Origin of the sequence: Sulfitobacter sp. 1A15258, assembly GCF_043557045.1 — a bacterium.
Lineage (GTDB): Bacteria > Pseudomonadota > Alphaproteobacteria > Rhodobacterales > Rhodobacteraceae > Sulfitobacter > Sulfitobacter faviae.
Genome location: NZ_JBIFFK010000004.1, coordinates 261,958 through 275,256, shown reverse-complemented (window position 1 = coordinate 275,256; position 13,299 = coordinate 261,958). Strand labels below are relative to the sequence as shown.

The window sequence follows — 13,299 nt, the reverse complement described above, 5'->3', positions numbered from 1 at the left end:
TCATGAAACTGCAAGACCTCGATATCATCGTGACGGCCCCGCCCGCCCCCGGCTGGGGCGGGCGCTATTGGATATTGGTCAAACTGACCACCGACACCGGCATAACCGGCTGGGGCGAATGCTATGCCGCCAGCGTCGGGCCGGACGCGATGCGCGCGGTGATCGAAGATGTCTTTGTCCGCCATATGCAGGGCGAAAATCCTGAGAATATCGAGTTGATGTTCCGCCGCGCCTATTCCGCAGGCTTCACCCAGCGGCCAGATCTGACGGTCATGGGCGCGTTTTCGGGGCTTGAGATCGCCTGTTGGGACATTCTGGGCAAGGACCGCGACCGCCCGGTGCATGCGCTGATCGGCGGGCGCACCAATGACCGGGTGCGCGGCTATACCTACCTCTACCCGCTGCCGCATCACAGCATGGCGGATTTCTGGACCTCGCCCGAGATGGCGGCGGAATCGGCGGCGGATTGCGTGGCGCGCGGCTATACGGCGGTGAAATTCGACCCCGCTGGCCCCTATACGCTGCGCGGCGGGCATATGCCTGCGATGTCGGACATCAGCACCTCGGCGGCGTTCTGCAAGGCTATCCGAGAGGCGGTGGGCGACCGCGCCGACCTGCTATTTGGCACCCATGGGCAGTTCACCACCGCGGGCGCAATCCGGCTGGGCCAAGCGATCGAACCCTATAGCCCGCTGTGGTACGAAGAGCCGATCCCGCCAGACGCGCCTGAGCAGATGGCCAAGGTCGCGCGCGGCGTGCGCGTCCCTGTGGCCACGGGCGAGCGGCTGACCACCAAGGCCGAGTTCGCGCCGCTGTTGCGGGCGGGCGCGGCGGAGATCCTGCAACCGGCCCTTGGCCGTGTGGGCGGCATCGCGGAGGCCAAGAAGATCGCCACCATGGCCGAGGTCTATAACGCGCAAGTGGCGCCGCATCTCTATGCCGGACCGGTGGAATGGGCCGCGAATGTGCAGCTTGCCACCGCGATCCCGAACATCCTGATGTGCGAATGTATTGAGACGCCGTTCCATGACCAATTGATCAAAGGGTCGATCCGGGTGGAGGACGGCTTCATCACCGCCCCCAAAGCGCCCGGTTTGGGGATCGAAGTCGATGAGGAACTCGCCCGCGCGCATCCTTACACAGGCGCTGGCCTGCATCTGGAGATGCGCGAAGAGCCTTGCGATTATGTGAATGGGAATAATTTCCAAGGCGGCGCACCGGCGGATAGCCACTAAGGACCATCGCCTGCCCGGCCCGGAACAAGCCGCAGGCGCCGGGCCATCGCCCGCCCGCTCGTCACGCCAGAGGCGTGCCAGCATTTCAGGGCGCACCTCTGGTGCGACCGAGTAGGCGATCGTGCAACCCGTGCGGCCATTTGCGATTCCGCATCGAACCTGTGCCATAAAGTGGCATGAACAACCCGCGGATCGCCGATCCGCGGGCAGGCGCTAGCCCTCGACTACCCTAATAGCTCCCGCGCCGCCGCCACGATGCCCTCGCGCGAAGGCAGCGTTGCCGCGTAGGCTGGCCCCGTGGCGATAAAACTGTCCTCCGCCGTCAGCCGAGCAAACTTTGCCACACCGCGCTCCGCCATCAGCGCCATCAGCGCCTCGGCCTGCCCGCCCGTCCGACGACACTCGTCGACGATCAGCACCGGACGATCCCCGATGGCCTCGATCAAGGCATCCTCTGGCAAGGGCGCGAGCCAGCGCAGGTCGATCACCCGCGCATCGACGCCCGCCTCGGCCAGATCGCGCGCCGCCTGCTGGCTCAGGTAATGCCCGTTGCCGTAGCTCACGATCGCCAGATCCGCGCCCTCGCCAGACACACCGACCTCGCCCAGAGCGATCCGCCGGCCCGGCGCCGGGTAGTGCCGCATCCAACCACCGTCCCCGGCCTCCATCAGGTCGCGCATCGGGTAGAGCGCGATGGGCTCGACAAAGACCACCACCCGCTGCTCCTCACGCGCCAAGCGGTGCGCCTCGCGCAGCATCATCGCCGCGTCGTCCCCCGCCGAGGGACAGGCGATGATAATGCCCGGAATGTCGCGCAGCACGGCCAGCGAATTGTCGTTATGGAAATGCCCGCCGAACCCTTTCTGATAGCCCAGCCCCGCGATGCGCAGCACCATTGGGTTGCTCCATTGCCCGTCCGAGAAGAAGGGCAAAGTCGCCGCCTCGCCGCGCAACTGGTCCTCGGCATTGTGCAGATAAGCGAGGAACTGGATCTCCGGCATCGGCACGAAACCGTTGTGCGCCATGCCGATGGCGAGGCCGAGGATGCTCTGCTCGTCCAGCAGCGTGTCGATCACCCGACCGGGGCCAAAACGGTTCTGCAGCTTCTGGGTGACGCCATAGACCCCGCCCTTGCGACCTACATCCTCGCCCATCAGCATGGTCTCGGGGTGCGAAAGCATCAGGTCGTGCAGCGCCCAGTTGATCAGCCGCGACATCGGCTGGGGGTTGTCCATTTGGCCCATGTCACCGCCAAAGGTCTCGGCCCGCGCCTCGGCACTCGGCCCATTGCTGGACGCGCAGGCGCGCTTGGGTGGCACGAGGCTGGCCATGACGTCCGAGGCCGTCTTGAGGCGGGGCCGTTTGACCACCTCCTCCGCGGCCTTGGCCACCGCCTCTTGCGTGTCACGATAGATTGCCAGCGCTTCTTCGGCGGGCACCCCGGCCTCGACCAACAACCGGGCGGAATGCAGCAGCGGATCATTCGCCTCATCGGCTTCGACCTCGGCGCGCGGCAGGTAGGAGGTCGCCACATCCGCCCCGGCATGGCCATAGAGCCGCACCGTGCGCAGGTGCAGGAAAGCCGGCTTACGGTGCACGCGCACGTAATCCGCCGCCTCCTTCGCCGCCGCATAGGCCGCGTGAAGATCAAGCCCGTCGCCCTCGAAATACTTCAGCCCCGGTCGGGCAGACATCGACGCCTTGATCCAGCCCGTCGGCGTCTTGGTCGAGATGCCGATGCCGTTGTCCTCGCAAACGAAGAGTAGCGGCAGCGGCACGCCCTGCACGGCGGTCCAGCAGGCAGCGTTGATCGCGCCCTGCGCAGTCGAGTGATTGGCCGAGGCATCGCCGAAGCTGCACATGGCGATGCCGTCGCGCGGCAGGATTGCGTGTTCGGGCCGGTGTCGCCGCGCCATGCCGATGGAATGCGCGGCCCCCACCGCCTTGGGCAGGTGGCTCGCGATGGTCGAGGTCTGCGGCGGGATCATCAACGGGCGCGAGCCCAGCACCTTGTGCCGCCCGCCGCTGGTCGGGTCCTCGGCGGAACAGGCAAAACTGAGCAGCATGTCGCGCATCATGTCCTGCCCACCTGCCTGATCGGCCCGGGCGATCTGGAAGGCCGCATCGCGGTAATGCAGGAAGGCGATGTCATCGACGCGCAAGGCCGCGGCCACCGCCGCCATCCCCTCGTGCCCCGATGAGCCGATGGTATAGAACCCCTGCCCCTCCTTCTGCATCACCCGGCTGTGCAGGTCGAGCGCCCGGCTCAGAACCTGCGCGCGGTAGAGCTGCAAGAGCTGATCGCGCTCCAACGCTTTGCCGGAAAAAGTGGATTGGGGAAAATCCCCTTCCGCGACGCGGCGGAGGAAATTCTCATGAACGATGGCGACGCGGTCCATGGAGCCTCTTGGAATTAAAAAACTTCTTGCCTTCGGCGAAAGTACTTTTGGCCAAAAAGAGCGGGGCGTCCCCATTCTTTTTGGCCATAAATACTTGGAGGGGGGCTTGGGGGGAGGAAATCCCCCCAATACCGGTTCTTAGAAGAACGCCTGCAAGCCGGTCTGGGCGCGGCCCAGGATCAGCGCGTGCACGTCGTGGGTGCCTTCGTAGGTGTTCACCGTCTCGAGGTTCATCATGTGACGGATCACCTGGAACTCGCCGGAGATGCCGTTGCCGCCGTGCATGTCACGCGACATGCGGGCCACGTCCAGCGCCTTGCCGCAGTTGTTGCGCTTGACGATCGAGATCATCTCGGGCGCGGCGTTTGCGGCATCCATCAGGCGGCCCACCTGAAGCGAGCCCTGCAGGCCGAGCGAGATCTCGGTCATCATGTCGGCGAGCTTTTTCTGGAACAGCTGGGTCTGGGCCAGCGGCTTGTTGAACTGCTTGCGGTCCAACCCGTACTGGCGCGCGGCGTGCCAGCAGAACTCGGCAGCGCCCATCGCGCCCCAGGAGATGCCGTAGCGGGCGCGGTTGAGGCAGCCGAAGGGGCCTTTCAGGCCTTCCACATGCGGCAACAGCGCATCTTCGCCCACTTCGACGCCGTCCATGACGATCTCGCCGGTGATCGAGGCACGCAAGGAAAGCTTGTTGCCCACCTTCGGCGCGCTCAGGCCCTTCATGCCCTTTTCCAGCACGAAGCCGCGGATCTTGCCGCCATGGGCCTCGGACTTGGCCCAGACCACGAAGACATCGGCGATCGGGGAGTTCGAGATCCACATCTTCGAACCGGTGAGCTTGTAGCCCGTGTCGGTTTTCGCCGCGCGGGTCTTCATGCCGGCGGGGTCGGAGCCCGCGTCGGGCTCGGTCAGGCCGAAGCAGCCGATCCATTCGCCCGAGCAGAGCTTGGGCAGGTATTTCTGGCGCTGTTCCTCGGAGCCATAGGCGTAGATCGGATACATGACGAGGCTCGCCTGCACCGACATCATCGAGCGATAGCCGCTGTCGACGCGCTCGACCTCACGGGCGACGAGGCCGTAGGAGACGTAGTTGCCGCCCAGACCGCCGTATTCCTCGGGGATGGTGACGCCGAGAAGGCCCATCTCGCCCATCTCGCGGAAGATCTCCGGATCGGTTTTTTCCTCGGCGAAGGCTTCGATGACGCGCGGCTGCAGTTTTTCCTGCGCGTAGGCGCGGGCGGAATCGCGGATCATCCGCTCGTCTTCGGTCAATTGGCTGTCGAGGCGGAAGGGATCCTGCCAGTCGAAGGTTCCGAGATCGGGTTTGTCCTTGGCGCGCAGCTTGGGGGCGTCAGCGGTCATGATGCATCCTTTCGGGTGATGTGATTTGCGGCAGTATTGCAAATCGGCGGCGCGAACTCTATCGCTGCTTTGTCCTGAGTTCATGAGAAAAAGTCATATGATCGCGCCGCGCCGCTTCCTGCCTTCGATCTCGGCCCTGCTGTCTTTCGAGGCGGTCGTGCGGCTCGGCACCGCCACGGCGGCGGCGCAGGAATTGAACCTCACGCAGAGCGCGGTCAGCCGTCAGATCAAGACGCTCGAGGAACAGCTGGGCGTGACGCTGATGATCCGTCAGGGCCGCCGTCTGACCCCGACGCAGGCCGGATTGGATTATGTAACGCAGGTGCGCGACATCCTCAACCGGCTGGCACAGGCCTCGGTCTCGGCCCGGACGAACCCTACGGGGGGCACGCTTAATCTGGCGATCCTGCCTGCCTTCGGGATGCATTGGCTGGCCCCGCGCCTGCGCGATTTCGCGCGGGATCACCCGGAGGTGACGGTGAACCTATCGACCCGGCTGCGGCCCTTTACCTTTGCGGGCAGCCGATTCGACGCCGCCATTCATTTTGGTCATGAAGATTGGCCCGGCGTGCGCTACCTGCCGCTTTTGCCGGAAACGGTGGTGGCGGTCTGCGCGCCCGACCTGCTGCCCGCACCCTTGGAGGATGCACGCGACGTGCGCCATCTGCCGCTGCTTCATCTGGAGACCCGTCCGCGCGGATGGGCGCGCTGGCTGTCCTCGCTGGGGGTTAAGGATGATCCGCCGGGCGGCATGATGTTCGACCAATTCTCGACCATGGCGCAGGCGGCGATACACGGACTAGGGGTGGCGCTGCTGCCGACCTTCTTCGCCCGCCCCTACCTGCGCGACGGGCAATTGGTGCTGGCGGCGTCGCCCACCACGCAGAGCATCGGCAACTACTACCTCGTCTGGCCTGACGACCGGGACGAGACGGCGGCGCTTGCGTCATTCCGTGGCTGGCTGGCCCAGCAGGCGGAGCCTGCGACGGTAGGATGAGCCGCGCAAAGATGGCCCAAGTTATGCCGCATTTACCTTGTATGAAACCGGCTAACCCGCCCGCATCGGGCGTTCCAAAGGAGCAGATGATGCTAAGTTCATATCGCAAAAGCACCGGCGCTCTGGCCCTTGCCCTGAGCCTCTGCGCCGCCGGCGCCATGGCCGAAAGCCGCAATGTGCTGATCGTCGACGGCGCCTATTTCCCATCGCTGTCCCATGTGCAGCCGGGCGATCAGGTGGTCTTTACCAACAACGCCACCGGAAGCCATACGATCACTGGCGAGGATGAGGCTTGGACCAGCGGCCCGATCCCCGTGAACGGCAGCTACACGCTCGACATCACCGCGCAGACCCCGACCAGCTTCAGCGGGCAGACTTTGGAAGAGCCTGCTTTCGAAGGGGCGATCAGCTTCGATTGAGCCCGCATCAGCTTGAGCCACTCAAGGCCCCGCTTTCGACAGCGGGGCTTTGTCGTTTCAGCGCTTGGCCTTATTGGGCAAAAACGCGGTCCATATCGGCGAAACCTTTGACCTCAATCGGATTGCCCGACGGGTCGCGGAAGAACATGGTCGCTTGCTCGCCCGGCTCCCCTTCGAAACGCAGCGAAGGTTCGATCACGAAGTCGACCTCTGCGCCCTTCAGCCGCTCTGCCAGCGCCTTCCAATGCTCCATCCCCAGGACAACGCCCAGATGCGGCATCGGCACCATATGCTCACCGACCTTGCCGGTGGCCTCTGTCTTGAAAGGCTCGCCCAGATGCATGGAGATCTGGTGGCCAAAGAAGGAATAATCGACCCAAGTTTCGGTCGACCGGCCTTCGGTGCAGCCCAGCACATCGCCGTAGAAGGCGCGGGTCTCATCAAGGTCGCGGACGTTATAGGCAAGGTGGAAGGGGGTGAGCATAGCGGTCTCCTATTTGGTTACCGCATGTGTATCCCTTGGCGGGAGAGGTGCAAGGGGCTGGCTTGCGGGGGGACGCGCAGCTTAGGCAACAGCCCGGAAACAAGGGCGTAGGCCCGGCAACTCGTAAACAAAAAGGGCGCGCTCCGCTGGACGCGCCCTCCCGCTTAGGCCCGAGGCCCTTACTTCATCTTGATGCGGCCATCGGTGTAGGGCTTGTAGCTGCCGTTCTTCGCCAGATACTCCGCCGTCACATCCGCCAGATCGGGGCCGAAGTCATAGGCATTCTCGGCGTCCTTGAACATCGCGTAGCCGTCGCCGCCATTGCGGACATAGTTGTTGGACACGGCGCCATAGGTCTTTTCGGGATCAATCGGTTCGCCACCCACCATCACATCGCTGATGCGGCTGCCGGGCTCGGCCTTGGGATCAAAGGTGTAGGACATGCCCGCCACCTGCGGGAAGCGGCCCGCGCCGTCTTCCAACTGGCTTACCCCGTTTTCCAAGGCTTCGATCAGGGTCGCACCGCTGATCTGGAAGGTCGAGAGCGTGTTCTGGAACGGCAGCACCGTCAGCACCTCGCCCATGGTCACCTCGCCCGCGTCGATGGAGGCACGCAGACCGCCCGCGTTGGAGATCGCCACGTCGATGCCCTGATCCTTCACCCGGTCCAGCATCGCGTCCGAGACGAGGTTGCCCATCGCACATTCCTGCGCGCGGCAGATGTCACGGCTGCCTTCGATGGTTTCCGATGTCTCGGCCACGACCTTCTGGCGCAACTCCTCCAGCGGGGCGGCGCGTTCGGCCACCAGATCGACCGTCGCCTGATCCTCTTCGACCGAGGCGTCGAGCAGGATCGGATCGCCGGAGATCGCGGTCACCTCCCCCGCATCGTCGAAGGTGACATTCACCTCGCCCAGATATTTGCTGTAGGCATAGGCCTGCACGATCGGCACGTCGTTGACCATGGTCGGATAAGCGCCCTCTGCCCGCTCTTCGCTGTTGCTCAGAAGCGTGTGGGAATGGCCGCCGACGATCAGGTCAACCCCGGTCAACTCCTCGGCCAGCCGCTTGTCGGCGGCAAGCCCCACATGTGTGAGCAGGATGATCTTGTTAACCCCATCCTCGGTCAGCGCGTCGATCTCGGCCTGTGCCGCATCCGCTGCGGGAGAGAAGATCACCTCCGCCCCGGGCGAGGAGGTCTCGGGCGTGTCTTCGGCAAGGACGGAGACGATGCCGATCTTCTCGCCGCCGACCTCAAGCACGGTGGACTTGCCGATCTCGCCCTCCAGCCCCTCGACACCGCTCACGTCGATGTTGGCCGAGAGCACCGGGAAATCGACCTGTGCCACGAAATCGGCAAGCCCCTCGGGGCCGTCGTCAAACTCGTGGTTGCCCACGGCCATCACGTCATAGTCGAGCTTCGACATGAACTCGGCTGCCATGTCGCCCTTGTAGCGGGTGTAGAAAAGCGAGCCTTGGAACCAGTCGCCCGCATCCAGCAGCAGGTGGTTCTCGCCCGCGCGTTCGCGGGCGGCTTCGATGGCGGTGACCATCCGCGCGACACCGCCAAAGCATTTGCCCTCGGCATTATCCTCGGCGCTGCAGGGGCCATCATATTTGCTGATCGGCTCGAACCGGTCATGGAAATCATTGGTATGCAGAATGGTCAGATTATACTCTGCCGCCGCCATGCCGCTGGTCAAAGCCAGCGCAGCGGTCGCGGTCAGGAATCGTTTCATGATAGTTCCCCTGTTGCTTGTTATGCCGGTATCGTGGCGCGGGGTTTGGCCCGTGTCAAAGGTCATATGACCTGCCCTATGGTCACCCGCGGGTCTTGACCCCGCCCCGCCCGGCGGGCATCAGAAGCCATGCTGATTTTCAAGATATTCCGCGCAGACGAATGGGCTGCGCTGCGCAAGAACGGGGTCTCGGACGGGGCGCCGATCGATGTCACCGATGGCTATGTGCATTTCTCCACCGCTGAACAGGCGGCGGAAACCGCTGCCAAACATTTCAAGGGGGAGGACGGCTTGTTCCTGCTCGCGTTTGAGGCCGACGCTCTGGGCGATGCGCTGAAATGGGAGCCCTCGCGCGGCGGTGCGCTTTTTCCCCATCTCTACCGCCCGCTCAAGATCGAGGACGTGGTCTGGGCGCAGCCCCTGCCGCTGGTGGGTGGCGTGCATGAATTCCCCGCAGGACTGGGCGAGGCCAGCAAATGACGCCGCTCTTGGAAAGGCTGGGCCTGCGGGCGCTGCACCGGGTCGATCCCGAAGCGGCGCACGGTCTGGCGATCCGCGCGCTGCGGGCGGGGCTTGCGCCTGCGCCGGGGCCGCAGACTTCGGCGCGGCTGCACACCACGCTTGCCGGGCTGGACCTGCCGAACCCTGTCGGGTTGGCGGCGGGGTTTGACAAGAACGCCACTGCAATCGCCCCCCTCTCCCGCGCCGGGTTTGGCTTTGTCGAAGTGGGGGCCGCCACGCCCCTGCCCCAGCCCGGCAATCCGCGCCCGCGCCTGTTTCGCCTGACCAAGGATCGCGCCGCGATCAACCGTTTCGGCTTTAACAACGAGGGGATGGAGGCGATCTGCGCCCGGCTTTCGCGCCGGGGTGCGGGGGTGCCGGTGGGGCTGAACCTTGGTGCGAACAAGACCAGCAAAGACCGCGCCGCCGACTTTGCCCGCGTGATGACCGCCGCGCGCAATCACGTCGATTTCGCGACGGTCAATGTCTCATCGCCCAATACCGAGAAGCTGCGCGACCTTCAGGGCAAAGCGGCGCTTTCGGCCCTGCTCGAAGGGGTGATGGACGTGCGCGGCGCCACGCCGGTTTTCCTGAAAATCGCCCCCGATCTCAGCGAAGCCGAGATTGAGGATGTGGCCGAGGTTGCCCAAAATTCGGGCGTTGCTGCCATCATCGCGACCAATACCACGCTTGACCGGACTGGCCTTGCCAGCGCCCATGCAGGCGAAGCGGGTGGTCTGTCCGGTGCGCCGTTGTTCGACCGCTCGACCCGCGTCTTGGCGCGGCTGGCAGGGCTGACGGATATTCCGCTGATCGGCGTCGGCGGGGTGTCGGACGCGCAGACCGCCTATGCCAAGATCTGCGCCGGGGCCTCGGCCCTGCAACTTTACACCGCGCTGGTCTTCGGCGGTCTCGGACTGGTCCGAGAGATCACCACCGGGCTGGATGCACTCTTGGCCCGCGATGGTTTTGCCAGCGTGGCCGAGGCCGTGGGCAGCAAACGCGAGGATTGGCTATGATCACCCTATGGCACAACCCGCGCTGCTCGAAATCGCGGCAGACGCTGGCGCTGATCGAAGCGGCGGGAATGGAGGCAACTCTCCGCCGCTACCTCGAAGATGCGCCGACACGGGATGAGGTCATCGCCGCCCGCGACGCCCTTGGCCTGCCTGCGATCGAGATGATGCGGACGGGCGAAAAGCTGTTCAAAGAGTTGGGCCTGACCAAGGACAGCCCCGAAGAGGCTCTGATCGACGCCATGGCCGCCCATCCGATCCTGATCGAACGCCCCATCGCTTTTGCTAATGGCCACGCCGTGATCGGCCGCCCGCCCGAAGCGGTGCATGCGCTGCTCTAACCCGCCGCGCGTTCCAACGCCGGATAGCGCAGCGCCAAGGTGATGCCGCGCACCACGAAGGACACCAGAAGCGATATCCAAAGCCCGTGATTGCCCAGGCTTGGCACCAATGCCAGCGCGGTCACGGCATAGATCAGAAACGACACGAGCATCATATTGCGCATGTCGCGCGACCGCGTGGCGCCGATGAAGATACCGTCGAACATATAGGCAGCACAGCCCAGCAGCGGCGCCGCGACCATATAGGGCAGATAGACCCGAGCGAGGCCTTGCACATGCGGGGCCTTGGCCATCAGGTCGATAATCGCGCCGCCGCTGGCGGCAAAGACCGCCGCCAACAGCAGGCTAACCAACAGCGCCCAAGCGGAGGTCAGCACCGCCCCGCGCCGCAGGACATCGCGCTGCCCCGCCCCGTAGGCCCGGCCAATGATCGCCTCGGCGGCGAAGGCGAAACCGTCCAGCCCGTAGGAGGTGATCATCAGGAATTGCAGCAGCACCTGATTGGCCGCCAAGGTCACATCGCCCAAGCCCGACCCCATGAAGAGGAAGGAGACAAAGATCGCCTGCAACAAAAGCGAGCGGATCAGGATATCGGTGTTCACTTGCATCATGCGCGTCCAGCGCGGCCCGTCAAAGACCTGCGCCCAATCGCGCCACGCCACCCCTGCGAAAGCCGCGCGGCAGAACCACAGGCCCAAGGCCGCCCCGCTCCACTCTGCAAGGAAGGTGGCGATGGCGACGCCTTCGACACCCCAACCGAGGCCCAGTACAAACCACAGGTCCAGCAGAATGTTCAGCCCGTTCATCCAGACCTGCAACACCAGCACGGCGCGGCTGCGCTCCTGCGCGATGAGCCAGCCGGTGATCGCATAGATCGAGATCGCGGCGGGGGCAGACCAGATGCGGATCGCCATATATTGCCGCGCCAGCCCCTCGACCTCGGGCGATCCGGGGGCGATTTGGAACGAGGCCCAGAAAAGCGGCCATTGCAGCGCCATCAAGGCCAGCCCCGCCCCCGCGCCGATCAAAAGCCCGCGCGTCAGCAATGCGGCGACCTCGCCCTCTTCGCCATTGCCCGCCGCCTGCGCGGTGAGGCCCACGGTGCCCATCCGCAGAAAGCCGAAAATCCAGTAAAGCGCCGAGAGGATGATCGCCCCCAGCCCCACCGCGCCAATCGGGGCGGCGGCGCCCATCTGCCCCACCACGCCGGTATCGACCGCGCCGAGGATCGGCACGGTGGCGTTGGAGATGACAATGGGAACCGCGATCTTGAGCACGCGGCGGTGGGTCACCACATCGCGCGCCGCCAGCGTGCCACGCTCAACCGCGCGCACCTCTGCCTCGGTCAGCGGCTCTGTCTCTGATTGCGGCTCAGCCACGCCGTTGCGGCATCAGGAAATGGCCCGTGGCCTGCGCGAAAATACGGCTGCGGTTGTCCTGCCATGCCTCGACATGGACGCTGGCATAGCGCCGCCCCGACCGGTTGATCCGCGCCCGCGCATAGGCATCGCGCGGCAGGCCCGACCGCAGGTAATCCACGGTGAAATCGATCGTCTTGGGCAGCCGCGGCAAGTGGTCGGCATCCAGATTGTCCAGATCGAGCGCGCCGCTTTCCATATCCTCCCAGATCAGCCCCCAGCTGAGGGTGATGATCGCGGTCGCCTCAAGAAAGGCCGCCGTGGCCCCGCCATGCAGGGCGGGCAGGATCGGGTTGCCGATCAGTTGCTCGGAAAAGGGCATGATGCCGGTTAGCTCATCGCCACGGCGCTCGAACTCGATGCCCAGAAAACGGATATAGGGCACGCCTTCGACCATGGCGCGCAGCACCCCGTCGCGGCGTTGCTTGATGACCTGAACCGGCTCCGGCTTGCGACGTGTGGTCATGTGTGCCCCTCCACGGTGAAAGTGCCGGTCGCCGTAGCGACAAGGTTGTCGGCGTCCTCATCCGTCGTCGTGGCGCGCACAAAGGCCACCGAACGGGTGACGTGATAGCAGGTCGCGCGGGTGATGATCGTCTGCCCCGGTGTGGCCGCGCGCAGATATTCGATCCTGAGATCCATCGTGGCGGTGGCCGCAGGGTTGCTCGGGTGGCTCATCACCGCAGCCCCGCAGCAAGTGTCCATCAGCGCCGAGACCGCCCCGCCGCTGATCACCCCGGTCTGCGGGTCGCCGATCAGCTTGTCGTCATAGGGCATGGTGATCACGGCAGAGCCATCACCCAACTCCTGCAACTCCATCCCCAGTGCCATGGAATGGGGCAGCGCCTGAATGAACTGTCGCGCCAGCTTTAATTTGTCGGACATGCAACCCAACCCCCTGCGTCTGGTTTTGTCCTTTATCAGGGGGAGATAGCCAAAGGGCAAGACCGCCTGTTGCGCATCCCCGCGCCTGACCATAGTTTGCCTGAAGGGAGAAGATGCTTTGGACGATGAACGCCTGACATTCAAAGAGATGTGCGCGGCATTTGACGTGACGCCACGCACGTTGCGCTATTACGAGTATATCGAATTGCTGCAACCGCACCGTGAGGGGCGCTCGCGTTTCTATGGCCCACGCGAACGGGCGCGGATGAAGCTGATCCTGCGGGGCCGCAAGTTTGGCTTCGCGCTGGAGGACATCCGCCAGTGGCTGCTAATCTACGAAAAAGAGGGGACCGAGGCGCAGATGCGCACTTGGGTCACCATGGCCGATGGTCAGTTGGAAGAACTGGCCGAGCAGCGCCGCCAGTTGGACGAAGCCATGGCGGAATTGCAAAAACTGCGCGACGACACCGCCGCGGCCATCGCCTCGGACAAGGGCTGAGCGG

14 protein-coding genes are annotated in these 13,299 nt (G+C 64.6%); 7 read left to right on the top strand and 7 right to left on the bottom strand.

Annotation, left to right across the window (positions count from 1 at the left end; translation table 11 throughout):
• Positions 1-2 precede the first annotated feature (2 nt).
• Positions 3-1,235: a mandelate racemase/muconate lactonizing enzyme family protein gene (locus ACGYK9_RS10935; RefSeq protein WP_394410269.1), complete on the top strand. Its 1,233-nt coding sequence runs from the start codon at positions 3-5 to the stop codon at positions 1,233-1,235.
• Between the two features lie 224 nt (positions 1,236-1,459).
• Here ACGYK9_RS10935 and ACGYK9_RS10930 read toward each other — a convergent pair whose 3' ends face one another.
• A complete protein-coding gene (locus ACGYK9_RS10930; protein ID WP_394410272.1) occupies positions 1,460-3,634 on the bottom strand; it encodes a thiamine pyrophosphate-dependent enzyme in 2,175 nt (724 codons plus the stop codon).
• A gap of 138 nt (positions 3,635-3,772) precedes the next feature.
• The gene (locus tag ACGYK9_RS10925; RefSeq protein WP_394410275.1) at positions 3,773-4,996 is read right to left on the bottom strand and encodes an acyl-CoA dehydrogenase; all 1,224 of its coding nucleotides are present in this window, start codon (positions 4,994-4,996) and stop codon (positions 3,773-3,775) included.
• 97 nt (positions 4,997-5,093) lie between these two features.
• On the opposite strand from ACGYK9_RS10925, the gene ACGYK9_RS10920 reads away from it, so the two are divergent.
• Together ACGYK9_RS10920 and ACGYK9_RS10915 are read left to right on the top strand one after the other, a co-directional pair.
• On the top strand, positions 5,094-5,993 hold the full coding sequence (locus ACGYK9_RS10920) for a LysR substrate-binding domain-containing protein (protein ID WP_394410278.1): 900 nt from the start codon (positions 5,094-5,096) through the stop codon (positions 5,991-5,993).
• A gap of 89 nt (positions 5,994-6,082) precedes the next feature.
• On the top strand, positions 6,083-6,412 hold the full coding sequence (locus ACGYK9_RS10915; RefSeq protein ID WP_394410281.1) for a hypothetical protein: 330 nt from the start codon (positions 6,083-6,085) through the stop codon (positions 6,410-6,412).
• Positions 6,413-6,482: 70 nt separating this feature from the next.
• Here the strand turns inward: ACGYK9_RS10915 and ACGYK9_RS10910 are convergent, their stop codons facing one another.
• Together ACGYK9_RS10910 and ACGYK9_RS10905 are read right to left on the bottom strand one after the other, a co-directional pair.
• Entirely contained in the window at positions 6,483-6,896 is a 414-nt protein-coding gene (locus ACGYK9_RS10910) for a VOC family protein (protein WP_394410284.1), read from the bottom strand.
• Positions 6,897-7,075: 179 nt separating this feature from the next.
• Positions 7,076-8,635 carry a bifunctional metallophosphatase/5'-nucleotidase gene (locus tag ACGYK9_RS10905; RefSeq protein WP_394410287.1) on the bottom strand — a complete coding sequence of 520 codons (1,560 nt, stop codon included), beginning with the start codon at positions 8,633-8,635 and terminating at the stop codon, positions 7,076-7,078.
• Between the two features lie 129 nt (positions 8,636-8,764).
• On the opposite strand from ACGYK9_RS10905, the gene ACGYK9_RS10900 reads away from it, so the two are divergent.
• The 3 genes from ACGYK9_RS10900 to arsC are packed head-to-tail and all read left to right on the top strand — an operon-like array spanning position 8,765 to position 10,493.
• A complete protein-coding gene (locus ACGYK9_RS10900) occupies positions 8,765-9,115 on the top strand; it encodes a DUF952 domain-containing protein (protein ID WP_394410290.1) in 351 nt (116 codons plus the stop codon).
• Entirely contained in the window at positions 9,112-10,155 is a 1,044-nt protein-coding gene (locus tag ACGYK9_RS10895) for a quinone-dependent dihydroorotate dehydrogenase (protein WP_394410293.1), read from the top strand. Before ACGYK9_RS10900 ends, ACGYK9_RS10895 begins: the two co-directional genes overlap by 4 nt.
• A complete protein-coding gene (arsC, locus tag ACGYK9_RS10890) occupies positions 10,152-10,493 on the top strand; it encodes an arsenate reductase (glutaredoxin) (protein ID WP_394410296.1) in 342 nt (113 codons plus the stop codon). The genes ACGYK9_RS10895 and arsC overlap by 4 nt, the downstream gene beginning before the upstream one ends.
• On the opposite strand, the gene ACGYK9_RS10885 is transcribed toward arsC, so the two are convergent.
• Genes ACGYK9_RS10885 through ACGYK9_RS10875 form a run of 3 tightly spaced genes read right to left on the bottom strand, consistent with a single transcriptional unit; the run spans position 10,490 to position 12,796 of the window.
• A complete protein-coding gene (locus tag ACGYK9_RS10885; protein WP_394410803.1) occupies positions 10,490-11,842 on the bottom strand; it encodes an MATE family efflux transporter in 1,353 nt (450 codons plus the stop codon). The two genes, arsC and ACGYK9_RS10885, sit on opposite strands and share 4 nt — an antisense overlap.
• Positions 11,843-11,864: 22 nt before the next feature.
• A complete protein-coding gene (locus tag ACGYK9_RS10880) occupies positions 11,865-12,377 on the bottom strand; it encodes a PaaI family thioesterase (RefSeq protein ID WP_209218213.1) in 513 nt (170 codons plus the stop codon).
• A complete protein-coding gene (locus ACGYK9_RS10875; RefSeq protein WP_067261213.1) occupies positions 12,374-12,796 on the bottom strand; it encodes a PaaI family thioesterase in 423 nt (140 codons plus the stop codon). Before ACGYK9_RS10875 ends, ACGYK9_RS10880 begins: the two co-directional genes overlap by 4 nt.
• A 118-nt stretch (positions 12,797-12,914) precedes the next feature.
• Between ACGYK9_RS10875 and ACGYK9_RS10870 the strand changes: the two genes are divergently transcribed.
• Positions 12,915-13,295, top strand: coding sequence for a MerR family DNA-binding transcriptional regulator (locus tag ACGYK9_RS10870; protein ID WP_067261191.1), 381 nt, complete (start codon positions 12,915-12,917; stop codon positions 13,293-13,295).
• Positions 13,296-13,299: the final 4 nt, after the last annotated feature.